This window comes from Sphingobacterium bambusae, from assembly GCF_033955345.1.
GTDB lineage: Bacteria > Bacteroidota > Bacteroidia > Sphingobacteriales > Sphingobacteriaceae > Sphingobacterium > Sphingobacterium bambusae.
In genome coordinates this window covers 2,470,963-2,496,010 of sequence record NZ_CP138332.1, presented here as the reverse complement: position 1 = coordinate 2,496,010, position 25,048 = coordinate 2,470,963, and the positions used below count along the sequence as shown (strand labels likewise).

The 25,048-nt window shown below is 44.6% G+C and carries 25 protein-coding genes and 1 tRNA gene; 16 read left to right on the top strand and 10 right to left on the bottom strand.

Annotated elements, in window-relative coordinates; all coding sequences use genetic code 11:
• Positions 1–171: 171 nt before the first annotated feature.
• Positions 172–645, top strand: a complete 474-nt coding sequence (locus SCB77_RS10385; RefSeq protein WP_320186366.1) for a DUF4293 domain-containing protein — start codon at positions 172–174, stop codon at positions 643–645.
• 5 nt (positions 646–650) lie between these two features.
• On the top strand, positions 651–1,103 hold the full coding sequence (locus SCB77_RS10380) for a hypothetical protein (protein ID WP_320186365.1): 453 nt from the start codon (positions 651–653) through the stop codon (positions 1,101–1,103).
• A gap of 70 nt (positions 1,104–1,173) precedes the next feature.
• Here the strand turns inward: SCB77_RS10380 and SCB77_RS10375 are convergent, their stop codons facing one another.
• Positions 1,174–1,713, bottom strand: a complete 540-nt coding sequence (locus SCB77_RS10375) for a tetratricopeptide repeat protein (RefSeq protein ID WP_320186364.1) — start codon at positions 1,711–1,713, stop codon at positions 1,174–1,176.
• A gap of 102 nt (positions 1,714–1,815) precedes the next feature.
• Here SCB77_RS10375 and ung point away from each other — a divergent pair, with 102 nt between their 5' ends.
• Positions 1,816–2,490, top strand: a complete 675-nt coding sequence (gene ung, locus SCB77_RS10370; protein WP_320186363.1) for a uracil-DNA glycosylase — start codon at positions 1,816–1,818, stop codon at positions 2,488–2,490.
• Here the strand turns inward: ung and SCB77_RS10365 are convergent.
• Together SCB77_RS10365 and SCB77_RS10360 are read right to left on the bottom strand one after the other, a co-directional pair.
• Positions 2,487–3,566: a DUF6695 family protein gene (locus tag SCB77_RS10365; protein WP_320186362.1), complete on the bottom strand. Its 1,080-nt coding sequence runs from the start codon at positions 3,564–3,566 to the stop codon at positions 2,487–2,489. The genes ung and SCB77_RS10365 overlap by 4 nt on opposite strands.
• A gap of 10 nt (positions 3,567–3,576) precedes the next feature.
• Positions 3,577–4,047, bottom strand: coding sequence for an Lrp/AsnC family transcriptional regulator (locus SCB77_RS10360; RefSeq protein ID WP_320186361.1), 471 nt, complete (start codon positions 4,045–4,047; stop codon positions 3,577–3,579).
• A gap of 330 nt (positions 4,048–4,377) precedes the next feature.
• Between SCB77_RS10360 and sufB the strand changes: the two genes are divergently transcribed.
• From sufB to SCB77_RS10335, 5 genes are all read left to right on the top strand, one after another.
• Positions 4,378–5,829 carry a Fe-S cluster assembly protein SufB gene (gene sufB / locus SCB77_RS10355; RefSeq protein WP_320186360.1) on the top strand — a complete coding sequence of 484 codons (1,452 nt, stop codon included), beginning with the start codon at positions 4,378–4,380 and terminating at the stop codon, positions 5,827–5,829.
• A gap of 62 nt (positions 5,830–5,891) precedes the next feature.
• On the top strand, positions 5,892–6,650 hold the full coding sequence (sufC, locus tag SCB77_RS10350) for a Fe-S cluster assembly ATPase SufC (protein WP_320186359.1): 759 nt from the start codon (positions 5,892–5,894) through the stop codon (positions 6,648–6,650).
• A gap of 48 nt (positions 6,651–6,698) precedes the next feature.
• Positions 6,699–8,006, top strand: coding sequence for a Fe-S cluster assembly protein SufD (gene sufD / locus SCB77_RS10345; protein ID WP_320186358.1), 1,308 nt, complete (start codon positions 6,699–6,701; stop codon positions 8,004–8,006).
• 815 nt (positions 8,007–8,821) lie between these two features.
• Positions 8,822–9,175, top strand: a complete 354-nt coding sequence (locus tag SCB77_RS10340; RefSeq protein WP_320185153.1) for an ISAon1 family transposase N-terminal region protein — start codon at positions 8,822–8,824, stop codon at positions 9,173–9,175.
• Entirely contained in the window at positions 9,168–10,151 is a 984-nt protein-coding gene (locus SCB77_RS10335) for an ISAon1 family transposase (protein ID WP_407028958.1), read from the top strand. Before SCB77_RS10340 ends, SCB77_RS10335 begins: the two co-directional genes overlap by 8 nt.
• Positions 10,152–10,246: 95 nt before the next feature.
• On the opposite strand, the gene SCB77_RS10330 is transcribed toward SCB77_RS10335, so the two are convergent.
• Positions 10,247–10,319: transfer RNA gene (locus tag SCB77_RS10330), tRNA-Gly, on the bottom strand.
• A 111-nt stretch (positions 10,320–10,430) separates the two neighbouring features.
• A complete protein-coding gene (locus SCB77_RS10325) occupies positions 10,431–11,972 on the bottom strand; it encodes an NAD(P)/FAD-dependent oxidoreductase (protein ID WP_320186357.1) in 1,542 nt (513 codons plus the stop codon).
• 154 nt (positions 11,973–12,126) lie between these two features.
• Here SCB77_RS10325 and SCB77_RS10320 point away from each other — a divergent pair, with 154 nt between their 5' ends.
• From SCB77_RS10320 to SCB77_RS10305, 4 genes are all read left to right on the top strand, one after another.
• Positions 12,127–12,705 carry a LemA family protein gene (locus SCB77_RS10320; RefSeq protein ID WP_320186356.1) on the top strand — a complete coding sequence of 193 codons (579 nt, stop codon included), beginning with the start codon at positions 12,127–12,129 and terminating at the stop codon, positions 12,703–12,705.
• A gap of 84 nt (positions 12,706–12,789) precedes the next feature.
• A complete protein-coding gene (locus SCB77_RS10315) occupies positions 12,790–13,224 on the top strand; it encodes a TPM domain-containing protein (RefSeq protein ID WP_320186355.1) in 435 nt (144 codons plus the stop codon).
• A gap of 7 nt (positions 13,225–13,231) precedes the next feature.
• Entirely contained in the window at positions 13,232–14,056 is an 825-nt protein-coding gene (locus SCB77_RS10310; RefSeq protein ID WP_320186354.1) for a TPM domain-containing protein, read from the top strand.
• 59 nt (positions 14,057–14,115) lie between these two features.
• Positions 14,116–15,255 (top strand): TlpA disulfide reductase family protein, encoded by a 1,140-nt coding sequence (locus SCB77_RS10305; protein ID WP_320186353.1) that lies wholly within the window; start codon positions 14,116–14,118, stop codon positions 15,253–15,255.
• A gap of 72 nt (positions 15,256–15,327) precedes the next feature.
• Here the strand turns inward: SCB77_RS10305 and pfkA are convergent, their stop codons facing one another.
• From pfkA to SCB77_RS10285, 4 genes are all read right to left on the bottom strand, one after another.
• Positions 15,328–16,302, bottom strand: a complete 975-nt coding sequence (gene pfkA, locus SCB77_RS10300) for a 6-phosphofructokinase (protein ID WP_320186352.1) — start codon at positions 16,300–16,302, stop codon at positions 15,328–15,330.
• A gap of 19 nt (positions 16,303–16,321) precedes the next feature.
• Positions 16,322–18,046, bottom strand: a complete 1,725-nt coding sequence (locus SCB77_RS10295; protein WP_320186351.1) for a protein-disulfide reductase DsbD family protein — start codon at positions 18,044–18,046, stop codon at positions 16,322–16,324.
• 78 nt (positions 18,047–18,124) lie between these two features.
• Entirely contained in the window at positions 18,125–18,574 is a 450-nt protein-coding gene (locus SCB77_RS10290; protein ID WP_320186350.1) for a protein-disulfide reductase DsbD domain-containing protein, read from the bottom strand.
• 114 nt (positions 18,575–18,688) lie between these two features.
• Positions 18,689–19,462, bottom strand: coding sequence for a biotin--[acetyl-CoA-carboxylase] ligase (locus SCB77_RS10285; RefSeq protein ID WP_320186349.1), 774 nt, complete (start codon positions 19,460–19,462; stop codon positions 18,689–18,691).
• A gap of 48 nt (positions 19,463–19,510) precedes the next feature.
• Between SCB77_RS10285 and rsfS the strand changes: the two genes are divergently transcribed.
• The 4 genes from rsfS to SCB77_RS10265 all read left to right on the top strand — a co-directional run bounded on the left by rsfS (position 19,511) and on the right by SCB77_RS10265 (position 23,365).
• The gene (gene rsfS, locus SCB77_RS10280; RefSeq protein ID WP_320186348.1) at positions 19,511–19,885 is read left to right on the top strand and encodes a ribosome silencing factor; all 375 of its coding nucleotides are present in this window, start codon (positions 19,511–19,513) and stop codon (positions 19,883–19,885) included.
• Between the two features lie 37 nt (positions 19,886–19,922).
• Positions 19,923–21,995, top strand: a complete 2,073-nt coding sequence (gene ftsH / locus SCB77_RS10275; RefSeq protein WP_320186347.1) for an ATP-dependent zinc metalloprotease FtsH — start codon at positions 19,923–19,925, stop codon at positions 21,993–21,995.
• An 86-nt stretch (positions 21,996–22,081) separates the two neighbouring features.
• Positions 22,082–22,729, top strand: coding sequence for a LutC/YkgG family protein (locus SCB77_RS10270; RefSeq protein WP_320186346.1), 648 nt, complete (start codon positions 22,082–22,084; stop codon positions 22,727–22,729).
• Positions 22,730–22,738: 9 nt separating this feature from the next.
• On the top strand, positions 22,739–23,365 hold the full coding sequence (locus tag SCB77_RS10265) for a rhomboid family intramembrane serine protease (protein WP_320186345.1): 627 nt from the start codon (positions 22,739–22,741) through the stop codon (positions 23,363–23,365).
• A 1-nt stretch (position 23,366) separates the two neighbouring features.
• Here the strand turns inward: SCB77_RS10265 and SCB77_RS10260 are convergent, their stop codons facing one another.
• A complete protein-coding gene (locus tag SCB77_RS10260) occupies positions 23,367–24,905 on the bottom strand; it encodes a YifB family Mg chelatase-like AAA ATPase (RefSeq protein WP_320186344.1) in 1,539 nt (512 codons plus the stop codon).
• Positions 24,906–25,048: the final 143 nt, after the last annotated feature.

Genomic DNA, 25,048 nt, shown 5'->3' with positions numbered 1-25,048 from the left:
TTTCCACGGAGCAAAGGTAGCTAAAAGTACCTTAAGCTCCTTGGCCTAATACAGAATCTAACAATTCCATTACCACAGTCCGCCACTTGAATCTTAATTATTACATACATGCAATCAAATTGGTTATTTTATTGTTTATAGTATATTTGTTCTTCAGTTTAAAACAGAACTATGATTCAACGCGTACAGAGCCTTTGGCTATTGGCAGCAGCAATAACGTTGCTCGGCCTATTTATTTTTCCATATGTCAGTTTTATCGATTTGGTTGGCCTTGGCAAACAGATATTCGTAACCGGGATATACTCTTCCGTGAACAACGAAATGAGTCGGGAAAGCACCGCAATTCCTCAAGCTATTCTAGCGGGTATAGTTTCCCTTTTCCCTGTTGTTATTATTTTCCTGTTTAAAAATAGGAAAAGACAGTTGCTTTTTGTTGGGATAGAGATCCTTTTGATCGTCTTGTTGGGATTGTGGATGTTTATGTCGGCAAATGCCGTTCTTGATGCCATATCGCAAAGCCTGAAAGCAGGAAATATTGGCGTAGGCTTCTTTCTTTTGCCTGTATCTATTATTTTTCTTGCGATGGCCATCAGTGGCATCCGCAAGGATGATAAATTAATTAAGTCCGCAGATCGATTAAGATAATAACCATGAAGAGCATTCGGTTGTTTTTAGCCATGTTTGCATGGCTGTCGTGCGGCTTACTACACGCGCAAGAAGAGGTTAGGGGTAATGTGTTGGACGATATACAAGTCGATGTCAAAGCAGTGCATCTTGATCCTGATAATGATACCTTGTCGATAGATTTATTTTTGATTTCCTACCACATGGATCAAAGGGAATTCAAGCTGAATACTTACGCGACGCAGGTGCTTGACGCGAGCGGCAAAAAGCATCTTTTTACCTCTTTAAAAATGGGAAGGATATTAATCAATATTAAGGATAGGCAAAATTATTTGCACTACCTATTTGAAGAGAATGTGCCGGTGCCCGTAACCATCAAGTACGCGGATTGGAAGCAGGAAAAGCCCAAAAAGCTGCTGCTAGTCTTTGAAGACAGCACAGAAGAAGGTAAGTTTATAACACAAGAGGTTGATCTGTAGATCAACCTCTTGTGTTATTTATGCGAGATAAATTGATGGTTATTGACTCCGTAATTATAAAACAACTACCTTATCGAGAGTAGCGGAATTGCTGCTTATCCATCATCGACATTTGATCTTTCATCATCTTGATCTGATCGGCCAATAATTTGTTTTTGTCTGCTTTTTTAGCTTCCGACAGTAATTTTTCGGCTTCTCGCTTGTTTCGTTTCGCCATGGCGACGCCCGCAAGGCTCAATTTTGCCAAGGCAACATTATGATCCATATGTAAACCCAAAGCAAGGGCTTTCTTGAAGAACTTCTCGGATTGTAGTGGTGCGCGCTGTGATTCCAAGATACCCAATAGCATGTGGTAATAGCCATGCTGGGCAGAAATCAACTGCTTTTCGTAATTTGTAATCTTACGAAGCCACTGCTCCGCTTTCGGCATGTTCTCTTTGCGCAAGAACCATTGCGCCAATAGCATGTTCTCATTAAAGAACACCGTTACCCATGCAAGAATACTGAGGAGAATACCTAGAATACCAAAGCCCCAGTGTCCAAACCAAAAGAGTACCACCGTTCCGATAAGTAACAAGCTGGCAAGAATGATGCGAACTATATTTGACATAAAAATTTCCGTTAGTGATGAATATTGCCACAAATATCCGGTTATTTTGGAGCTTATACAACTTGTTCGTCCTATAAAATTGTAAAATTGTACATTTGTGTTATGTCAGATCGTTATCACCCCAGTTGGGAACCCATCTTAAAGCCCTTGCTGAAACAGGAATTTATGCGAAATCTGTCGGCTTTCGTCCAGCAGGAGCGAAAAATATCGCTCGTGTTTCCACCCGAAGACTTGGTGTTCAACGCCTTGAAGCTGACTTCTTTCGACAACGTTAAGGTTGTTATCCTAGGGCAAGATCCATACCACAATGATGGACAAGCACATGGCTTATCCTTCTCTGTGCCAAACGGCATGGCATTGCCTCCCTCGTTAAAGAATATTTTTGCCGAGCTGACAACGGATATCCCAGGGTTTATCAGCCCAACAAGTGGAGATCTTTCCTCTTGGGCCAAGCAGGGCGTGCTTCTGTTGAATGCAACGTTGACTGTGCGTGCCCATCAGGCGGCATCCCATCAGAAAAGAGGGTGGGAGGAGTTTACCGATCAATTGATACAGGCGATTTCCCAGAAACGCGACAATGTGGTATTTCTGCTATGGGGAAGCTATGCGCAAAAGAAATCAGTTCTGATAGACCATACACGGCATCTCATGTTGAAAGCTGTACACCCTTCGCCTTTATCGGTTTACCGAGGCTTTTTCGGCAGCAAACATTTCTCAAAGGCGAATGACTACCTGCTGTCATCCAATCAAGAGCCTATAGACTGGCAAATTCGTTAAGCATAGCGCTCTTGAAGATCCTTGTATTGGTAGGTTTCTAGCGCCAGCTTTTGTATATGGTTTATTCTGATCTTCCGTCCCAATTGACGAATATGGGTGAATAAAAGGTGGCTATCGTAGGTGATCTCGAATGCTTCCGTTAAGTTGATGGGTTCCATGGGCTCGCCCAAGACCACATATTCTAGCTCGCCTTTTGACGTGAAACGTTTGATAAGCACCTTTTCTTCCGGAGCCGGCTGAACCGAGAACCAAGCACCGTCGCCTACACCTCCTAGGTATTGGGCATCTACAGGCACCGAGATGGGTTTGGATGCAAAGGCCATATAGCCGATGATCAAATCGTTGGGTAACAATGCGGCTTTTGTGCGATTTACATTGTCGCCCAACTTTTGCAAAAGAAAACCAAACGACTGCCAACGGTTCATCTTAAAGTGTTTTAAGCCTTCTTCTGCAGTAAATGAATACACCATGCGGTCGGCTACGGCATTAACCACATTGCTGATGGGGCTTGCTTTGATCGTTTCCGGAAAATTAATGCTATGGTTCCAACGGTAAGTCTTCGACGAACGCATAAGCATCCGCGTGATAAAGCGCGAGCAGTTGTTGTTATTTTTTGCAACCGCCCCATAAGGATAGGTACCTTGATGTACACAATCATCACCATATGCCTTAGCCAACTCGAAGTTTATGCCTCGTGCAATGGAAAAATAGAGAATACCTTCGCCATACATTGCTGGCTTGAGCAGTTCTAACTGACTGATAATGTCTTCGAGATTGCTGATCTTGCTGTCCTCGAATTTTGCTTTGAACTTGATCTCCAGCCGTGGGTCAGAAAACTTGGAACGAGCCCGCCCGTACCCTCGTGGCGCAATATACCGTCCAAAATCATAGAAAAGCATCTCTCCCGTGCTGCGCTTGATAATAACAATGCCTGTATGTCCAACTTTGAAGTTTAGATTTTTTACGACGCCGATTTTTTTGAAAAACATCATCCACTTCTCGTCGCCCCTTATCGTGGCATCCGGCCAGGTCAAAATGAGCGCTAGATCCTCGTAATCTATATGGTTTGATTGCATGGATAAGGGATTAATACGCCAAAGGGACAATAGGTTCTTTCTTGCTCGTAGACATGATCATCATCGTTTGAAAGGTTTTCACAAACGGAATCTTGGATATCTTTTCCATGATAACGCCTTCATAGGCCTTGATGTCTTTCACATATACCTTCAGTATGAAATCGCAGTTGCCGGTCACATGGTGACATTCCGTGACCTCCGGGATAGCCTTAACCGCTTCCACAAATTCGGGAATGGCATTGTGGGTATGAAAATCTAAAGAAATCTGTATAAACGATTTAATGCCCAAACCCAATTTCTCCTCATCAACAAAAGCATGGTAGCTCTTGATAAAGCCTGAATTCTCCAGCTTGCGCACGCGCTCAAGGGTCGGCGCGGGAGACAAACCGATATTAGAAGCCAATTGCAAATTGGTGATTCTACCGTTTTCCTGTAGTAATTTCAGGATCTTTAGATCTGTTTTATCTGGTTGGTAGGGCATTTTTCGTATTCGCTTTCAGTGAATATTATATTTTATAATCAGTAAACATACGAAATTTTATTTCGGATTTAAAGGATTTTACCTGTGGAAATATTATAGATAAAATTTATGTTAAGTGAATATGTTTATTGATCGTTCTTATTGGGCATCATGCTAATGTAAAAAACACTTAGGCCACAGTGCTTTAAAATGCGTAAAAATGAGATTTGTCATTTTTTTATTGATAAGTCGGCTTTATGCGTGGCTAGCATAGATGTAATTGTTTATTAAATCGTATCTTTGTAGTCCAAAATAAGGTAGGAATCGCCGATAATTTAAAGGGGAAGAGAAATGAGTACCAAAGACGACGAATTACTAAAAGAGTTAGAACTCGAAGAATATAAATACGGTTTTACGACCGATATAGAAATGGAAATTGCCCCTAAAGGGCTTAATGAGGATACTATTCGTTTGATTTCTGCAAAGAAGAATGAACCCGAATGGTTGTTGGAATGGCGCTTGAAAGCCTTCCGTCATTTCCTGAGCATGAAGATGCCGACTTGGCAAAACTTCAAAAATCCAGAAGTAGACTTCCAAGATCTATCGTACTATGCCGCGCCAAAAGCCAAAAAGCAGTTGGAAAGCATGGACGAGGTTGATCCTGAGTTATTGGCTACGTTCGAGAAGCTGGGCATTCCTTTGGATGAACAGAAAATTTTGGCCGGTGTTGTTGCCGTGGACGCGGTGTTTGACTCGGTATCTGTAAAGACTACCTTCCGTGAAAAACTGAAAGAACAAGGTGTTATCTTCTGCTCTTTTGGCGAAGCGGTACAGGAATATCCAGATTTAATCAAAAAATATTTGGGAACAGTGGTGCCACAGACGGATAATATTTATGCGGCGCTCAATTCCGCGGTGTTTTCCGACGGTTCCTTCGTTTATATTCCGAAGGGTGTTCGTTGCCCGATGGAATTGTCGACATATTTTCGGATCAATGCCCAAAATACGGGGCAATTTGAGCGTACATTGATCGTGGCGGACGAAGGTTCCTATGTTTCTTACTTGGAAGGCTGTACAGCGCCAATGCGTGACGAAAACCAGTTGCATGCCGCTGTCGTGGAGCTGATTGCAGAACGCGACGCTGAGATCAAATACTCAACAGTGCAAAACTGGTATCCAGGAGATAAAGATGGTAAGGGTGGTATCTATAACTTCGTGACCAAACGAGGTATTTGCAAAGGAGACAATGCGAAAATCTCCTGGACGCAGGTAGAGACGGGTTCGGCCATCACATGGAAATACCCAGGCGTTATCTTGAAAGGTGACAATTCCGTTGGCGAGTTTTACTCGGTGGCCATGACCCGCAACAAGCAGGTAGCTGATACGGGAACGAAGATGATTCACTTGGGGAAAAACACCCGATCGAAAATCGTGTCAAAAGGGATTTCTGCAGGACTTAGTCACAATAGCTATCGTGGTTTGGTCAAGATTGGGCCAAACGCCGACAAAGCGCGTAACTTTACGCAGTGTGATTCCCTGTTGATCGGTGATCGTTGTGGTGCACACACCTTTCCTTACATCGAAAATAAAAATCGCAGTGCCAAGTTAGAGCACGAAGCTACAACATCTAAGATTGGTGAAGATCAGGTGTTCTACCTAAACCAACGCGGAATTGATTCGGAGAAGGCTGTAGGGCTAATCGTGAACGGTTATGCGAAAGAGGTTTTGAACCAATTGCCGATGGAGTTTGCTGTCGAAGCACAGAAATTGTTGGCGATCTCCTTGGAAGGCTCAGTAGGATAAAAATTAATCGTTGACCCTGCTTCCTCGAAAGTGGTTAGGGTCAGTAAGCAATACAGAATAACATGTTATCAATTAAGAATTTACACGCGTCTGTTGAAGACAAACAAATATTAAAAGGACTAAATTTAGAGGTTAAAGCCGGCGAAGTTCACGCCATTATGGGGCCTAACGGTGCTGGAAAAAGTACCCTAGGTAACGTATTGGCCGGCCGTGACTCCTATGAGGTTACAGACGGTGCTGCCTTGTTGGATGGCGTTGATTTGTTGGATCTTGCCCCTGAAGATCGTGCTCGCGAAGGTTTGTTCCTTGCGTTTCAGTATCCCGTCGAAATTCCCGGCGTATCTAACATTAACTTTTTAAAGACTGCGGTAAACGATATCCGTGCTTATAAAGGATTGCCTCCGATGGAAGCTAAGGAATTTTTACAGACAGTGAAAGAGAAGCAAAAATTGGTCGAGTTTTCCGCTAATTTAGCTAACCGCTCGTTGAATGAAGGTTTCTCTGGCGGTGAAAAGAAACGGAACGAGATTTTTCAATTGGCCATGCTCAACCCGAAATTGTCTATCTTGGACGAAACTGATTCCGGATTGGATATCGATGCTTTACGCATCGTGGCTAATGGTGTCAATCAGTTGCGTTCCAAAGACAATGCTTTCGTGGTGATTACGCACTACCAACGTTTGTTGGACTACATCGTGCCAGATTTTGTTCACGTACTTTACAATGGTCGCATTGTAAAAACAGGTCCAAAAGAGTTGGCCTTGGAATTGGAAGAAAAAGGTTACGACTGGTTAAAAGAATACGATACGCAAACCGTCTAATTTGATTTATCTATGGATAATTTAAACAGCGGATTGATAAAAAATAACATGAGTACAATAGTTGCAGATTCATTATATCAACAAATCGTTACCTCATTCAAAGAGTTAGAAACGATTCCTGAGCCCGCCAGCCTGACGGCAATACGTCAAGCTGCTTTTGAACGTTTTCAGCAAGAAGGTTTTCCTACAGTAAAGAATGAGGAATGGAAATACACCAACTTGCATAGCTTAACAAATACAAGTTATGTATTGAATACGGATGTGGCGGTTGATGATATCGATACGAGTAAGGCTGATATCCCTGACTTGGATGCACATCGTATCGTCTTAGTGAATGGACAGTATGTGCTTGCTTTTTCGAGCTTGGAAGATGAGATCGGATTGGTGGTTAAGCCAATTGAGGAAGCGCACGCCGAGCCCAATTTTCAGAAGCACTATGCCCAGCATGCAGATAAATCGGATAATGTGATGGTGCAGCTGAACACGGCCTTACAGACCGCTGGCGTATACATCGCCGTGGCTAAAAATAAGGTGGTTAGCAAGCCTATTCATATTGTGCATGTGGCTAGTAGCGACGAATCTTTCTTCGCCCAAACACGAAACCTGATCGTGTTGGAGCAACATGCCGAAGTGGAAATCGTTGAATCTTTTATCACGCTTGACGGTACGGCCAAAAACCTGAATAATAAGGTGACGGAGATCGTTGTGGAAGAAAATGCGAAAATGCAGCACTATTACCTGCAGGTTTCCGAAGCGGTTAGTAACTACATTCACCATACCGAGATCTACCAAGAGCAACATAGTTTATATAATAATTACAACTGTAACTTGCCAGGAGCATCTTTTGTGCGTCATAACATTAACGTTCGTTTGGATGCGGAGCAGGTGGAATCTCACCTATACGGGATCAATCTTACGTCGGGTAAGCAATTTGTTGACAACCATACGATTGTAGACCACATGAAGCCACATTGTGAATCATACGAATGGTATAAAAATATCCCACAAGACGAGTCTACAGCGGTTTTCAATGGTAAGATTTTTGTTCGTGAAGATGCGCAAAAAACCAATGCCTTCCAGCAAAACAATAATATGCTGATTGGTGATAAGTCAACAGTGTATACGAAACCACAGTTGGAGATCTTTGCAGATGATGTGAAATGTTCGCACGGCTGTACTATGGGACAGTTCGATGATGAAGCACTCTTTTACTTGCGCGCGCGCGGTATCGGCGAAGAATCTGCTCGAATCTTGTTGGTGCATGCTTTTGCTTTTGACGTGACCTCTCGTTTTTCCAACGAAGCTGTACGCAGCTATGTCGAAAATTTGGTTGCTGCAGGCTTAGAAAGCAAGTAAAGTAAACTTTAAAATAGCATATAGAAAGCGTTCGGACATCCGAACGCTTTTTGTTTGCACAGGAAACTATGCTGAAGTCAAGGTACACTTGCTTTTCTTCAGCCATCGGTCTGTATTTGTTTCCTGAAGCTTCCCCACTTCCGTAGGATGTTGCGTTGGAGTACAATTTCAGCTCTACAGCAGTAGCTAATCGATAGGAGACTTTATCTTTCAACGAAGCTAAGGCTTGTTTTGGCTTTAATTTATTAGATAACAATGTTTTGTAATCCCTTTTCAAGAAAGGGAACTACTCCTAATACATAGATTTCTAGATTTTTTGCGAACGAATGCTACGTAGCATTCGTTGTGCGACACCTCAATTAATCTATATGAAATATGTTTTTAATGAGATGAATTTTGTCTCGGCAATAGTATTCGCTGCAGCCGGCAAGTTGATACTTATCGCTGAATGGCAATACTCCGTCAAGGCGTTTATTTATCTCGACAATAATCAATTGATGCTAAAATGAATAAATAATGCAGCTGAGTATCTAAAGTAGTCATACTTCAATGAAAACCGATCATTGCTCAAAAGCATATTGCTGTTTCTCGAAGTGAAAGAAGCATACAGCGAGAAAAAGCAAACAGTAGACAATAACGTTTTGACGCTCGTCAAAAGAATAATTTTAAATGAAGACAGTCAAATGCTACGTAGCATTTCTAGCAAATCTCGTCCATCTCGGAGCTGTTAAAACATGCTCTAGCGAGGGATCAAGCAGAATCTTTGGGGGGGCATAGAATAAATTCTTAGCTTAGCGCTCTTAAAATAGATTATCTTGCAAGACGCTGAACGTAAATTACTGTCTTTATTGATGCCCGAAGGGCTTTTAGATTATTTTGATATTATTGATGTTTCCAAGGTTGATGGAGAACTTCACATCTATCTTGATGAAAGGAACATTGCTCCCTCAGGCTATGAAAACAGTAAGCTGGAATCCAAAGGCTTTATGCCGGTTTCCCAGATCAAGGACTTTCCCATCCGGGGCCAAAAAGTCACCCTACATATCAGACGTAGACGTTGGACCGTGCTGGATACACGGGAGATCATTACCAGGGATTGGAACCTCGTTCATGAAGGTGCTCGGATGACTACGGAATTCGGGCTTTTTTTAAAGGGGATATTTGGATAACCATCCCATCAGTGCGCATCTTTTGGGACTTCTCTTTCAGCTGGATGGTAAGCAGCTGCAGGATCAGTACAGGAACCATCTGAGCGACTTTCATGATTGGGATCAGAAACACCACGCCGAGTACTGGACGGTATTTCCGGCAAATATCTCCGAGCGGCTGAGTATCGATGAGACCAGTTTTAGCAATGGCGAACTCTATACCGTTGTGGGCAGCAAAGCCTCCAAGGGAAGAAAAGGCACCATCTTGGCCAGCATTAAGGGAACAAAGGCAGAAGATATCATCACTGTACTGGAACGTATCCCGCTCAGGTTGAGAAATAAAGTTCGTGAAGTAACGATGGATATGGCTCCCAATATGGCAAAGGCAATCCGCCGGTGTTTTGGGAATGCCAGAAGGGTCATCGATCGGTTTCATGTGCAGAAACTGGTTTATGATGCCGTTCAGGAACTCCGTATAAGGTATCGTTGGGAGGTGCTGGATGAAGAGAGTAGGAAGATCGCCAGTGCCCGTAAGAAAGGTATTCCCTACGACCCTGAGCTGCTGTCCAATGGCGATACCATCAAACAGCTACTGGCAAGATCAAGATACCTGCTGTTCAAACATCCTTCCAAATGGACAGAAAGCCAAAAGCATCGTGCGGAAATCTTATTTGTACGTTTTCCCCTGTTAAAGAAAGCGTATGATTTGGCGATGGCACTGGGAGATATCTTCAACAAATGCAAGGATAAGACGGTAGCTTTTACCAAGCTTGGCCTGTGGCACAATCAGGTAGAAAACTCCGGTATTGCATCTTTTGAGAGTGTCGCTCGGTCAATTGCAGCACACCACACAGATATCCTTCACTACTTCGACAATAATAGTACAAATGCTTCAGCCGAATCCTTCAATGCAAAACTTAAAGCCTTTAGGAGTATATTCCGCGGAGTCAGGGATGCAAAATTCTTCCTGTACAGAGTAATGAAATTATATGCTTAAATTTTATCCCCCCAAGAATTCGGTATGATCCCTAGCGAGGCTGAGGAGGATAAAAAGCATAAAAAAAGCCTCCCATTTTATGGAAAGCTTTTTAGAGCGAAAGACGAGATTCGAACTCGCGACCCCAACCTTGGCAAGGTTGTGCTCTACCAACTGAGCTACTTTCGCTGATTGTGGTACAAAGGTAGTGATTTGATATTTATCTGTCAATAGCTTTTTTAAATTTTTGATGCGCCTTACCACGAGAAAAGCTTATGCTTCCGTAGCAAATGGAGCGCGCTACAGTCTGATCGCATCCACACAGTTAATCCCATCAATAGCAGCAGATACAATGCCTCCAGCATAGCCGGCACCTTCGCCACAAGGGTAGATCCCTTTGACGTGGGGGTGTTGCAGGTTATCTTTATCTCGCGGGATACGTACCGGTGAAGATGTTCTAGATTCTACGCCGACCAGGATCGCTTCGTTGCTGTAATAACCTTTCATCTTCTTTCCAAACAAAGGAAGTGCTCCTCGTAAAGCCTGGTGCACAAAGTCGGGTAGGACTTCGTTAAGATCTACGCTTCGTGTTCCCGGTTTATAGGAGTTTTCAGGTAGGCTGCTCGATACGCGTCTCTCCACAAAATCAACCATGCGTTGTGCCGGAGCGACAAGCTGCCCGCCGCCTAAACGAAAAGCTTGTTGTTCGATCTTTTGCTGGAAGTCCAATAGTGCAAATGGATCGGAAGCCGAGGCAGGAACATCCTCGAGGTTAATCTGTATGACAGTGCCCGAATTGGCGTGGGGATTGTTGCGCTTTGAGGGCGACCAACCGTTGACCACAATCTCGTCAGCAGCTGTCGCGCAGGGCGCGATGATGCCTCCCGGACACATGCAAAATGAAAAAACACCGCGATCCTGTACCTGTTCTACCAAGCTATAGTAGGCTGCTGGCAGATTTTCATGACGTGTGCTGCAATGGTACTGCGCTTGGTCAATAACCGTCTGTGGGTGTTCGATACGTACACCCAAGGCGAAGGCTTTAGCTTCAACAAGCCAGCCTTTGCGACGGAAAAGAGCAAACATATCACGGGCCGAGTGACCTGTAGCGACGATGACATGATCAGCATGGATCGTCTCGCCGTTTGAGGTGCGCACACCACGTGCCTGCCCAAAAGATTCTAGGATGTCATCTACGCGAGTGTCAAACCGTATCTCGCCACCGTGCGAAAGGATGCAGTTACGCATGTCCTCGATAATATGCGGGAGTTTATTGGTACCAATGTGTGGACGCGCATCCACCAGAATATCGTCCGTAGCACCATGCTGCACAAAGATCTGCAACACTTTTTGTACGTCGCCGCGCTTGTTCGATCGGGTATATAGCTTGCCGTCAGAATAAGTGCCGGCGCCGCCTTCGCCAAAACAATAGTTGGACTCCGGATTGACGACCCCATCCCGGTTGATGCGCGCCAAGTCTCGCCGTCTTTCCTGAACGGCTTTGCCACGCTCAATGACGATGGGCTTCAGCCCTCGTTCCAAACATCTATAGGCAGCAAACAGCCCCGCAGGTCCGGCACCAATAATAATAACGATGGGTGCGTTATCAACCTTTTTTATTGTTGTCGAGAAGATCTCGGGGGTATAGGGCTCGTCTATAAAAAAAACAACACGTAGCCGATATAGTACCTGACGCCCGCGTGCGTCGATCGAGCGTTTACGGATGTGGTGGCCTTTAATCCGATTTTTATCTAACTTCAACTGCTTACTTCCTACGTTGAGTAAGTATTCGGTATCGTAAATGAATTCGGGCGCTAGGGCAATTTCAATTTCTTTTTGCATACAATAAAGCTGGGTTTTTATCCCAAAACGCTGCAAAGTTACGCAATGTCTGCCAAAGTGTATCATTTTCAAAGCTTGGTATAGCCTTTGATTAGTGCTTTATACTGTTAAACATTTTTATTATTTTTATAGAAAATAGATTAAAACATCGCACATGAAAAGATTACTAATTGTTTTGGTTGGATTGTTTACCGCGCTTTCTTTTAGTTCCTGTGGATACAATACCATGGTTTCCAAAGATGAAAACGTCAAAGGCAAATGGGCGCAAGTGGAAAATGCATACCAGCGTCGGGCAGATCTTATTCCCAATCTCGTGGCAACCGTCAAAGGAGCTGCACAGCACGAAGAGGGAACATTAACAGCCGTAGTGGAGGCTCGCGCTAAAGCGACTTCGGTTACAGTAGACCCATCCAATCTATCGGATGAGGCAATAGCAAATTTTCAACAAACGCAGGATGCCCTTTCACAATCTATTGGCCGTCTACTGGTCAGCGTAGAGGCATATCCGGATTTAAAAGCAAACGCCAATTTCCAAGAACTACAGGTACAATTGGAGGGCACCGAGAACCGTATTTCGGTAGAGCGTAAAGCGTATAATGAGGCCGTGCAGGATTACAACACGACCGTTCGCAGCTTCCCGAACAACATTATGGCAAGTATGTTTGGCTTCAAGGCTAAAGGTACATTCAAAGCTGCAGAAGGATCGGATAAGGCGCCGACGGTATCTTTCTAAGATCGAATTGGATGTTTGTGTTTATGCCGCTGCTGCCGATTTGTAACAACATGATTTGCACAGCCGGTCAAGTTTAGTATAACAATGGAGATATTTTCAACAGCTGACCAAGATAGGATCGTTCAGGCCATTAGTGTGGCTGAAGGAAAGACCTCTGGCGAGATCCGTTTGGTCGTGGATCGTAAGGTTGCAGCCACATCAGTTACCGAGGCGGCTATTCACTATTTCAGGAAGCTGGGCATGCATAAAACGCGCCTTAAGAATGGCGTATTGATCTATTTGGCTACGGAAGACCATGAGTTCGCGATCATCGGTGACCAAGGTATCAACCAACAGGTGGAATCCCATTTTTGGGATGACACCAAAGAGCAGATGGCTGCTTTTTTCAAAAATGGTGAGTTGGTCGAAGGATTGGTCGTGGGAATAGAACATGCCGGCGAACAGCTGCAGCGTTTTTTTCCGCGTGGCTTGGATGATGTCAATGAGCTGCCTGACGATATTCATTTTGGTAAAAATTAAGAATTTCATGCGAACAATAACTGGTCTATACGCAGACCTAAAGTATACGGTTCTAATAGTACTATTTCTGTTTATCTGCTCTCTTGTTGGGCAGGCACAGGAGCTTCCCGCCAAGCCCAGGCAATTGGTCAACGATTATACTGGTACCTTGCGTGCGGCAGATGTGGAGGCCTTGGAAAGAAAGCTGCTGGCATTTGAAGATACCACGTCTACCCAAATTGCGGTTGTTTTGATGCGCTCTACTGGCGAATTTTCAATTCATGATTACGGGGTGAGACTCGCTCAAAAATGGGGTGTAGGCCAAGGTAGTAACAACAATGGTATTTTACTGTTGGCAGCCTTGGACGACCGCGAAGTTACCATTCAGACAGGTTACGGCGTGGAAGGAGCCGTGCCGGATGTTATTGCTCATCGCATTATTCAAAATGAAATTGCGCCTGCATTTCGTCAGGAAGACTATTATGGCGGACTGGATAAAGCCACCGATGCCTTAATTTCTTATACAAAAGGGGAATACAAAGCGGATCCGAGAAGAGAGCGAAAAGAACGTGAAAACGGTGGTGTTCCGGTTGTTGTGATCATTATTATTGTCATTGTAGTCATTTCCTTGATCTCCAGAAATGGCGGTGGCGGAAACCGCGGAGGGCGTGTTCTTACTGGTAGAGGTTCTTCGGATCTTTTTTGGTGGACGCTATTGAACAGCCTCGGTAAAGGAGGTGGTGGAAATGGTGGTGGCTTTGGTGGCGGCGGCTTTGGCGGTGGCAGCGGAGGAGGTTTTGGTGGCTTTGGTGGTGGAGGCTTCGGCGGAGGCGGCGCAAGTGGCCGATGGTAACAAAACGGAAACAATATAATAGATTTTAAACAGGTCAATTACATAAATAAAAATATACAATGAAAAAAGGAATATTGATGTCTTTGGGTATGGCTCCGGCTTTGCTCTTTGCACAGGAAGAGTTCACGTTGAATGGAAAGATAGGGAAGACTGCAGCGGGAGCAAAAGTGTTTATCCAATACCAGGATAATGGTCAAGGTGTGATCGATTCAGCTTCTATTACAGATGGTGCTTTCAAATACCAAGGAACGGTGGCGGAGCCTACACAGGCACGCTTATTCCTGTCTGCCGATGGTAAAACGATGTCGCAGCTGCGTGAAAGCGGCGAGCGTCCGCCGATGAATACGGTTTACCTTTCTAAAGGCGTAATTAAGCTGGAGGGTGCGGAATTTGAATCGGCTATAGCAAAAGGAAATGCGATAAATGACGACTTTGCTCGATATCGTACTTCTATAAAAGAGATTGAACAAGGATTTGAGGCATTGAATGCCGAGTACGAGGCTGCACCGGATGATAAAAAGCAAGATGAAGCTTTTATCCAAACGCTGCAAGATAAAGCGTCTGTTATTTATGAGAAGCAGGAAGCCTTGAATCAAGAGTTTGTCAAATCAAACCCAAACAGCTACGTGGCATTAACCATTCTCGACGAATTGGCTTCGCCAGATAATGTAACGTCCTTTGTAAAGCCTGCTTTCGAAGGTTTAGCTGCTAGCTTGAAAACGACTTCTTTGGGTAAACGTTTGGGAGAAAAAATAGCCTCTATGGAAAAATTATCTGTAGGTGCCTTGGCGCCAGATTTCACCTTGCCTGATACAACAGGTACCAATCTAGCCTTATCGTCTTTACGTGGTAAATATGTGTTGATCGATTTTTGGGCAAGCTGGTGTGGTCCATGCCGCCACGAAAACCCGAATGTTGTGGCTGCATTTAATAAATTCAAAGATAAGAATTTTACGGTTTTAGGTGTGTCGCTCGATCGTCCCGGTAAGAAAGATGATTGGATGAAGGCTATAGCGGATGACGAACTTGGTCAATGGCCTCAGGTCTCTGATTTACAATTTTGGCAGTCGCCGGTGGTTGAACTTTACGCGATTAAAGGAATTCCGCAAAATTATCTAATTGATCCGGAAGGAAAGATCATTGGTTCGAATTTGCGCGGGCCTGCACTAGAGGAAAAACTACAAGAGGTACTGAAATAAGCAATTTCAGGCATAAAAAAACCGGCCATCTATAAACGACCGCCGGTTTTTTTATGCTTTTGCGCCTATTGGTTACAGGGATAGGATCTCCACGATTCTCGTTAAATTCTCGTTGATCTTATCGATGTGCTTGATGGCTTTGCTGAAAGGTGTAAATTGAACTTGACCGCAGATCAATCCGGCCATTTCTCCGCGGCGCCCCTCGATTAATGCTTCCACGGAAGCAACACCCAAGCGGCTTGCCAGCACACGGTCCATACATGTCGGCTTGCCACCGCGTTGGATATGGCCCAAAATGGATAGGCGGACATCATAGTGTGGGAAGTTTTCTTGTATACGCTCGGCTACCACAAGTCCTCCTTCTTTATCGCCTTCAGCGACAATAATGATGCGTGACGATTTGTTCTTCCGTGTTTTATCCAATCGTTTCATAATAGCGTCATAGTCCACCTGCAACTCTGGAATCAAGACGGCTTCGGCTCCGGTACTGATACCGGAACGTAACGCGATCAATCCCGAATCGCGACCCATCACCTCCACAACGAAAAGCCTGTCGTGTGATTCCGCGGTGTCACGTATTTTGTCAACGGCATCAACAACGGTGTTGATCGCCGTATCATAGCCGATGGTAAAATCTGTTCCTGCAAGGTCATTGTCAATGGTGCCGGGGATACCGATGATAGGAATGTCAAACTCCTCAATGAATTTCGAGGCACCAGTGAATGTACCGTCACCACCGATAACGACAAGCGCATCAATGTCTAGCTTTTTGATATTTTCAAAGGCTTGTTTTCGCCCCTCGTAGGTTCTGAATTCGTCGCTTCTTGCGGTTTTCAGAACCGTCCCCCCACGTTGAATAATGTTGGCAACAGACTTTGCATCCATGGCAAACATATCGCCTTGCACGAGGCCATCATATCCTCTGCGTACACCAAATACATGAAGTCCATTATAGATACCCGCTCTTACTACCGCTCGAATGGCAGCATTCATTCCTGGAGCGTCACCGCCAGAGGTTAAAACTGCAATGTTTTTTATCGTTTTCATGTTATAGATTGATTGTATCTTATTTCTTTTTAAATAGGTCGATTCCTTGCTGTAGATAGGCCTTATAGGCTGCAACATCATAGTTGGCACCTGTGGGTGGAAGCAATACCTTTCCGTCGTTGTCTACGATAACATAGAGCGGTTGGGAATTGCTATTGAATGTTGCCGCCTGAAAATCACTATTCTTCTTGCCTATCGTATTGATTTTCTTGCCGGAGTATGTTGACACAAATTGTTCTTCGGGCGTTAATTCCGTCCGGTCGTCAACAAAGAGCTCGATCATCACAAATTCAGTCTTTAATATCGAAGCAATTTGTGGATCGATCCATACACTATTTTCCATCTTACGACAATTAACGCAGTTCCAACCGGTAAAATCGATCAGCGCCGGTTTGCCCAGTTCTTTAGCCGCTGCGAGGCCCTCTTCGTAGTCATAATAAGGCTCGAATCCCTTGGGTGTTCCGCGCTCATGGAAAATCTCATAGTACTTCTTGGTCTTCCCGTCGGCATGGGCTGGCGTTGCGGCGGCGAAATTGGCAACCGAAAGGTCAAAATCCTGCGTGGCTGATGGCGGAAGAAACGCGGAGATCGATTTCAACGGTGCTCCCCACATACCGGGAACCATATACACCACAAAGGAAAAGACCACAATAGCAAAAATCGTACGTGGTACGGAAAGATGCGTGACCGGGCTATCATGCGCAAAGCTGATCTTGCCGATCAAGTACAGCCCCATCATGCCGAAGATAACGATCCAAAGTGCCAAAAATACTTCCCGATCCAGCCAGTTCCAATGGTAGGCGAGGTCGACATTGGACAGAAATTTGAGTGCCAAGGCCAACTCGAGGAAGCCCAACACGACCTTCACACTGTTAAGCCATCCGCCAGATTTGGGCAAGGACTTCAGCATGGAAGGAAACATAGCGAACAACACAAACGGCAAAGACAATGCAACGGAGAATCCGAGCATACCAATGGCTGGCCCCATGCGTTCGCCTTTGGATGCGGCATCAACAAGCAGCGTACCGATGATGGGACCTGTGCAGGAAAACGATACCAAAGCCAAACTGAAGGCCATGAAAAACAGTCCGGTCAATCCGCCCTGATCCGACTTGGCGTCGATCTTGTTGACAAAGCTGCTGGGCAGCGTAAGCTCGAAAGCGCCAAAAAATGAAGCGGCAAACAGCAGCAGCACCAAAAAGAATATAAAATTGAATACCCCATTGGTGGAGAACTCATTGAGTGCGTCGCTACCAAAGGTGATGGAAATGAACATGCCCAAGGCTACATAGATCACGATGATGAACAGTCCGTAGAGCAAAGCCTGCGAAATACCCTTGCTGCGAGAGCCAGATCGCTTAGTGAAGAAACTAACGGTAAGAGGTACCATCGGGAAGATGCAGGGCATGATGAAAGCAGCAAAACCACCAATCAGGCCGGCAATAAAAATACCCCAAAGGGACTGCTTTTCTTGGTTTTCTCCTCCCTGCAAAGCTGTATTTGTTGTAGAAACACTATCTTGGCTTAAGCTGTCGGTAGCGCCATCGCTGAAAACTAGGTCTTCCGGGACGCTGAGCAAGCTGTCGCTATCTGTGCTTGATGAGCTCGTGTCTGTCGCCGTGCTTCCGTCGACAAACTCCACGTTTTCTAAGGATATAAGGCTGTCCTGTTGAGCGAACGCTGTAGGAAGAAAGGAGTATGTTAATAGTTGTAAAAGTACAACGTACTTTGTTAATAAACGCATGCCTGAAATTGATAAGGTGCTAAAATAAAAAAAAGGCAGTAAACAAACTGCCTTTTATACTTCTTATCTGCACAAATACTACTTAATTGTGACGTTAAACGCATATTCATCGGGTGGAAGACATTGGCTCTTATCACAAGCCATAAATTCCACTACACCTTTTACGGTCGTCTGATTCTTATTTAATTTAACCTTTTGCTGAAACGTTACCTCTTTTGCATAGAATGGAACGTTCATCTTAAAATCTTTCTCATATTTCGACTGTGGCGTGGGCGCCGCAACTTTTCCATTTAAAGCATAGTCATTGGACGCCGTAAACTGGAAACTCGTCGAAATCGGTCCTCCGTCAGGAACGTTTAAACCATAAATGTGCCAGCCTTCTTGAATAGTGGCTTTAACAAAAACAACAGCCTCCTTGCTATTTAATTTCTTTGATGCAACGGACCATTTTACAGGGTTATAAATCTGCGCAACCGCGCCAAAAACCGTAAATAATACGGCAACAACTACTAAGCTTAATTTTTTCATCTATTAATCCTACTTTCTATGATGGACTTAAAATTTATTCTAAAGTTTAAACAAAGCTAAGAAACATTTGGTAAAAGAATATAGGGCAATCGGCAACAGCCCGTAAATTTACGGTTATATTATAAAGCTGATTTCCTTGAGATCAAAATGCACAAACTGTTCTCCCATGTATACCGCAAGTTTCCCCTGCGCATTGGCTCCTGCTATGCATCCTATTTGTTCTTGTCCTTGAACTAAGAACTTGGCCGCAATGCCCTTTCTGTACAATCCATTGTTGTATGCCGAGAGGATCTCTGCTGTGTCTTGTGCGGTATGTTTTTGATAGTACAGCATAATGTCATGCAGTATGTTGACGCAAAACTCTTCGATGAGGAACGGGGTTTCTGCTTGCGTTTCCAAGAGTAGGGAAGTCGCCTTGTGTGCAATGGCTGCCGGGAAAGATTGCTGGTTAACGTTGAGGCCGATCCCTATAATAGAAGAGCGTATCAAGCCTCCTTTCAGTTTATTTTCAATCAATAGTCCACCAATCTTCTTGTCCTGTACATAGATGTCGTTGGGCCATTTGACGGTGGCCTTGATGTGGTATTGCGCCAAGGCCTCTTGTATGCCTAAACAAATAAGCATATTTAAACGAAACGTTTCTTCCACAGCGAGGTTATCAGGGTAAAGCAGAAAGCTGAAGGTGAGGTTCTCGTCTTTCGTGGTAAGCCAAGTGCTCCCGCGTTGGCCCCTGCCTTTTGTTTGGTACCTTGCCATAATGGCAGTACCTTCGGTAAGTGGCTTAATATTTGACAAAAGTTCTTTCAAATAATCGTTGGTAGACGATAACTCATCCAGAACAATTAAATTTTGTCTCAGGGAAAGTCGGGAAAATGTGTTATTTTGCAAGAGAGAATATTTAAAAGCGTAAATATTGTTCAAAACTAATGTTTTTTAATGAGTAAAAGTACGAAAACACAATTGTCGGGCAAGCTCGCAGAGGTGGTAGTCTTGGGCATGCAGGAGAAGAAGGCACACGAGATCGTGCGGATGGACATGCGAACGGTTAATGCAACCCTGTCAGATTATTTTGTGATTTGCCATGCTGACTCCACGATACAGGTTAACGCCATTGCAAAAAGTGTGGAAGAAGAAGTTTACAAGGCTTTTGGACAAGAGCCATGGCACAAAGAAGGGCATGGAAATGGCGAATGGATTCTTCTTGACTTCGTCGACGTGGTCGTGCATATCTTCAAAACCGAAAAAAGAAGCCATTATGGCATAGAAGACCTATGGGGTGATGCGCAGGTGCAGTCCTACCAAAGTGCTTGAAAAATTTAACAAAGAAGGAAAGACATAACAGATTATAATGAAGAAAATCCCAAGTAAGAAAGTGACACCTGTTCCGCCGAAGTTTAATATGATGTGGCTATGGATATTGATTATCCTTGGTTTCTTCGGGCTACAGTATTTTTTTAGTAGCGAGTCTACAAAAAAAATCACGTATGCCGAGTTTGAAGAGAAAATGCTTCGTCCCGGTGATGTGGAAAAGCTCGTTGCTTTCAAAAATAACGATTTGATTGACGTCGAAGTATATATCAAAAAGGATAAATTAAGTGAAGAAAAATATAAAGAGGTAGCGCCTAATGCCAACTCGCTTTTGCTCAGTCCTTCGGTAGGGCCGCAATATGTTTTTACCGAACCATCTGCCGAAATTTTGGACAAGAAGTTGCAGGCATCGCAGGATAGCGTGCAAACAGGGCAAACGAAAATAACGGTTAGCTACGAGGACCGATCAAACCCTTGGGCCGGTTGGTTTATTTCGTTCATGCTTCCGCTGTTGATCATCGTTGCCATTTGGATGTTGCTTATGCGTCGCATGGGCGGTGGTGCCGGAAGTGGTGGCGGTGCTATTTTTAATATTGGCAAATCAAAGGCGCAATTATTTGATAAGGAATCGCAGATCAATATCACGTTTAATGATGTGGCCGGTTTAGAGGAGGCTAAGACGGAGGTCATGGAGATTGTAGACTTCTTGAAAAATCCTAAGAAATATACAGATCTAGGTGGTAAAATTCCAAAAGGAGCGTTGTTAGTAGGCCCTCCGGGTACTGGAAAGACCTTATTGGCCAAAGCTGTTGCAGGTGAAGCACAAGTGCCATTTTTCTCCCTATCCGGATCGGATTTCGTAGAGATGTTTGTCGGTGTCGGTGCGTCTCGTGTACGCGATTTGTTCAAACAGGCAAAGGAAAAGGCGCCATGTATTATCTTTATTGATGAGATCGACGCTATCGGTCGTGCGCGTGGCAAGAACTCGATTATGGGGGGAAATGACGAGCGTGAAAATACGTTAAACCAACTGCTCGTCGAGATGGATGGTTTTGGGACTAACTTAGGCGTTATTATATTAGCCGCAACCAATAGGTTGGATGTGTTAGATTCAGCGTTGTTACGTCCGGGACGTTTTGATAGACAGATTTCCATTGATAAACCCGATCTTTTAGGTCGTGAGCATATTTTTAACGTGCACCTTAAGCCGTTAAAACTATCCGAAGAAGTGGATGCCAAGAAATTATCGGCACAGACACCTGGTTTCGCGGGAGCGGAAATTGCGAACGTCTGTAACGAAGCTGCGCTTATTGCTGCACGCAAAAACAAAAAGGCGATTGACATGCAGGACTTTCAGGATGCGATCGATCGTGTTATTGGCGGTTTGGAGAAGAAAAACAAAATTATCTCTCCGGACGAGAAAAAAATCGTGGCCTACCATGAGGCGGGACATGCTATCGCAGGCTGGTTTTTGGAATATGCCGATCCTTTGGTTAAAGTATCCATTGTGCCGCGCGGTGTCGCAGCGTTGGGCTATGCACAATATCTTCCAAAGGAGCAGTTCCTTTACACAACAGAGCAACTGTTGGATAGTATGTCTATGACCATGGGTGGTCGCGTTGCCGAAGACATCACCTTTGGACGCATCAGTACAGGAGCACAGAACGATTTGGAACGTATTACTAAATTGGCTTATGCCATGACCGCCGTGTACGGTATGAATGATAAGGTCGGTAATGTGTCATTCCGCGATAGTTCTGGCGATTCGCAGTTTCAGAAACCTTACTCCGATCAAACTGCAGAGTTGATTGATGAGGAAGTGCGCATTTTGATCGCCGCGGTATACGAACGTACAAAACAGTTGTTACTTGAAAAGCAAGACGGCTTAATCAAGATTGCGGAAAAATTGCTCGAGAAGGAGATTTTGTTCCAAACGGATCTAGAAGAGATCTTGGGCAAGCGCCCTTTCGATAACCGTACTACCTACGATGAATTCGTCAATGGAGGCGCTGATGGAGGCGGTGTTCCACAAACGGATCTGCCCCTGGACTTACCTCCTGATAGCGGTAACAGTGATGTAAATAGCGCGGATAAAAACGACTTCAAAGGTTAATATCCTTTTGCGCATATAGATATTACTTCCTTCGCCAGTGGCGGGGGAAGTTTTTTTAATTAGGGACTACGTTTTCGGAGATAAAGATGAATATTAGAAATACGACGGCCAAAGAGCGGATGTTGAAGAGGATTCGTCAGGCTTTGCTTCAGAAAAGAGATAATCCCTACGCCGATTTCGAGGATTCGCCGCTTTACAAAGATGAAGAGGAACCTTTAGATGTTACGTTCGCCCGTGAGCTAACACAGGTCGGTGGTCATTTCGTGTATTGCGACGGAGAAATTAGCCTCATTGAGAATCTAATTCTGCTAGCCGAGACCCTAGAACTCAAAAAGATATTTGCTTGGGAATCAGGTATCCAACAACTGTTGGAACAGTATGGTTTTCCGGTGTACACCACAGCACATCAATTCCTGGATGCCGAGGCAGGAATAACGAGCTGCGAAGCGCTTGTTGCTCGAAGTGGTAGTGTACTAATCAGCAATGCTGAAGCTTCCGGACGGCGACTTTCTTCCTACCCTCCGATACATATTGTGGTGGCAAAGACCTCCCAGTTAGTCATGGATATTAAACATGGTCTACGGCGGATACAAGAAAAATATGCAGATCAACAACCCTCGATGATTACGCTCGTAACGGGGCCGAGTCGTTCCAATGCCATTGAAAATACGACAGTTGTCGGTTCGCATGGGACGAAGGCTTTATACGTTTTTTTGCTAGAAGACCGTTTTTAAAAGATAGATATGATTCAAAATCTCTATAACACACCTGTAGCCTCTATAATCTTTGTTTTGACATTGGCCTGCAGTATTTTTGTTTTTTCAAATCCGCAATGGTACGGGAAGTTGATGCTTCACCCCTATAGTATATTTCGCGACAGATCTCGCTACTATATGGTGCTAAGCAGTGGACTTATCCACAAGGATTGGATGCACCTCCTATTCAATATGGTGACGTTCTATTATTTTGGCTTCCCCCTCGAAGAAATGTTTGTGCAGTTCAGCGGTCCTCTAGGTCATCTGTACTTCGCACTGCTCTATTTGGTGAGTATGGTTCTGAGCGATATTCCCACCATTATACAACAAAAGAATAATCCGGGCTATTATAGTTTGGGTGCCTCGGGCTCAATTTGTGCGGTTTTATTCAGTTTTATTCTTTTTGAGCCGAAGGTTGAATTGGGGGTTTTTATGATCATTCCGATGCCTGCATATCTCTTCGCTGTTCTTTTTGTAGGATACAGCATATGGGCAGCCAAGAAATCCGCTGATGGTATTAACCACGATGCACATCTTTTCGGTGCCTTGACCGGAGTTGTATTAACCTTGTTGGCCTACCCTTGGGCGTTTAGTCATTTCTTGAGCCGTTTTTAACTCAACCGGCCCAGTTTTCCCGATCTAGGCTTCGAAAATGTATCGCTTCGGCGAGATGCTGGTTTTCAATAGCTGCACATTGATCCATATCCGCAATGGTACGCGCCACCTTAAGAATGCGGTCGTAAGCGCGCGCCGATAGACCAAGTTTTTCCATGGCCCTCTTCAGTAGCAGCGTGCCTTCTTCCGATATTTGACAGAGCTCCCGTACCGCTTTGCTGTTCATCTGTGCATTGCAGTGTATGTGGTCGACATGGTCAAATCGTTGTTCCTGAACCATTCTAGCCTGCATCACACGATTGCGAATCGACATACTCTTTTCACAGCTGCTTTTGCCGGCCAGTTCATTGAATTCAACGGGCGTAACCTCCACATGTAAATCAATACGATCTAGTAGAGGCCCAGATATTTTGCTGAGGTAACGTTGCACCACAGCGCTACCACAGATACATTCTTTTTCCGGATGGTTGTAGTAGCCACATGGGCATGGGTTCATGGCGGCGATAAGCATAAAGCTTGCGGGATAGTCGACAGAAAATCGCGCGCGTGAAATGGTAATGTTACGGGATTCCAAAGGTTGACGCATCACCTCTAGGACGGATCGTTTGAATTCCGGTAGCTCATCGAGAAAAAGAACACCATTGTGGGCGAGGGAAATTTCTCCCGGCTGTGGATAGGAACCGCCACCTACCAGGGCCACATCGGATATAGTATGGTGTGGGGCGCGGAAGGGGCGCGTGGTCATGAGCGCGGCTTGCGTATGCAATTGGCCTGCCACCGAATGTATTTTTGTTGTTTCCAAGGATTCGGATAGTGTAAGCGGAGGGAGGATGGTAGGGAGTCGTTTGGCTAGCATGGTTTTGCCCGCCCCTGGCGGACCTATCAAGATGACATTATGCCCTCCTGCGGCAGCGATTTCAAGAGCACGTTTTATATTTTCCTGCCCCCGCACATCTGCAAAATCGACTTCATAATTATTGATATGATGGAGGAATTCATTTTCAATATCGATCTTAAGCGGTTCAATTTTCTCCTCCTCGTTGAAGAAAGCTACGATCTCACGTAGATTGTTCACTGGTAGAACCTGTAGATTTTGAACGGCAGCCGCCTCCCGAGCATTTAGTTCAGGAAGAATCACCCCTTTAAAGCCATCTTTTTCGGCTTGGATGGCAACGGGAAGCGCTCCCTTGATGGGTTGTATGTCGCCATCTAGCGAGAGCTCGCCCAGGATCAGGTAGTCGCTGAGGAGATGTGCAGACATTTGATTGGAGGCCGCCAAAATCCCGATGGCCATAGATAGGTCGTATGCAGATCCTTCCTTGCGAATATCTGCTGGTGCCAAATTGACAACAATCTTTTGCCGTGGCATACGAAAGCCAATCGTCGCGATTGCACTCTCAATGCGTTGCCAACTTTCTTTGATGGCGTTATCCGGTAAACCGACAATATAATACTTAGTACCGGTAGAAATGTGTACCTCAACGGTGATGGAAGTAGCCTCGATGCCATGGACGGCACTGCTAAATGTTTTGACGAGCATATTGATTTACAAATGGTTGCTTTAAAGATAAAGATTAAGAAAGTAAAATCAAATTCCATCGAACTGACATGCTGAAGTTTGGATAGATTTTTGTTGTTAATCGATATGTTGGTCGTTATAGGCCAAAATAGTTTTGTATTTTT

Coding starts and splice junctions, on each gene's coding strand:
- SCB77_RS10385 (WP_320186366.1), top strand. CDS start 172: ATGATTCAACGCGTACAGAGCCTTTGGCTATTGGCAGCAGCAATAACG.
- SCB77_RS10380 (WP_320186365.1), top strand. CDS start 651: ATGAAGAGCATTCGGTTGTTTTTAGCCATGTTTGCATGGCTGTCGTGC.
- SCB77_RS10375 (WP_320186364.1), bottom strand. CDS start 1,713: ATGTCAAATATAGTTCGCATCATTCTTGCCAGCTTGTTACTTATCGGA.
- ung (WP_320186363.1), top strand. CDS start 1,816: ATGTCAGATCGTTATCACCCCAGTTGGGAACCCATCTTAAAGCCCTTG.
- SCB77_RS10365 (WP_320186362.1), bottom strand. CDS start 3,566: ATGCAATCAAACCATATAGATTACGAGGATCTAGCGCTCATTTTGACC.
- SCB77_RS10360 (WP_320186361.1), bottom strand. CDS start 4,047: ATGCCCTACCAACCAGATAAAACAGATCTAAAGATCCTGAAATTACTA.
- sufB (WP_320186360.1), top strand. CDS start 4,378: ATGAGTACCAAAGACGACGAATTACTAAAAGAGTTAGAACTCGAAGAA.
- sufC (WP_320186359.1), top strand. CDS start 5,892: ATGTTATCAATTAAGAATTTACACGCGTCTGTTGAAGACAAACAAATA.
- sufD (WP_320186358.1), top strand. CDS start 6,699: ATGAGTACAATAGTTGCAGATTCATTATATCAACAAATCGTTACCTCA.
- SCB77_RS10325 (WP_320186357.1), bottom strand. CDS start 11,972: ATGCAAAAAGAAATTGAAATTGCCCTAGCGCCCGAATTCATTTACGAT.
- SCB77_RS10320 (WP_320186356.1), top strand. CDS start 12,127: ATGAAAAGATTACTAATTGTTTTGGTTGGATTGTTTACCGCGCTTTCT.
- SCB77_RS10315 (WP_320186355.1), top strand. CDS start 12,790: ATGGAGATATTTTCAACAGCTGACCAAGATAGGATCGTTCAGGCCATT.
- SCB77_RS10310 (WP_320186354.1), top strand. CDS start 13,232: ATGCGAACAATAACTGGTCTATACGCAGACCTAAAGTATACGGTTCTA.
- SCB77_RS10305 (WP_320186353.1), top strand. CDS start 14,116: ATGAAAAAAGGAATATTGATGTCTTTGGGTATGGCTCCGGCTTTGCTC.
- pfkA (WP_320186352.1), bottom strand. CDS start 16,302: ATGAAAACGATAAAAAACATTGCAGTTTTAACCTCTGGCGGTGACGCT.
- SCB77_RS10295 (WP_320186351.1), bottom strand. CDS start 18,046: ATGCGTTTATTAACAAAGTACGTTGTACTTTTACAACTATTAACATAC.
- SCB77_RS10290 (WP_320186350.1), bottom strand. CDS start 18,574: ATGAAAAAATTAAGCTTAGTAGTTGTTGCCGTATTATTTACGGTTTTT.
- rsfS (WP_320186348.1), top strand. CDS start 19,511: ATGAGTAAAAGTACGAAAACACAATTGTCGGGCAAGCTCGCAGAGGTG.
- ftsH (WP_320186347.1), top strand. CDS start 19,923: ATGAAGAAAATCCCAAGTAAGAAAGTGACACCTGTTCCGCCGAAGTTT.
- SCB77_RS10270 (WP_320186346.1), top strand. CDS start 22,082: ATGAATATTAGAAATACGACGGCCAAAGAGCGGATGTTGAAGAGGATT.
- SCB77_RS10265 (WP_320186345.1), top strand. CDS start 22,739: ATGATTCAAAATCTCTATAACACACCTGTAGCCTCTATAATCTTTGTT.
- SCB77_RS10260 (WP_320186344.1), bottom strand. CDS start 24,905: ATGCTCGTCAAAACATTTAGCAGTGCCGTCCATGGCATCGAGGCTACT.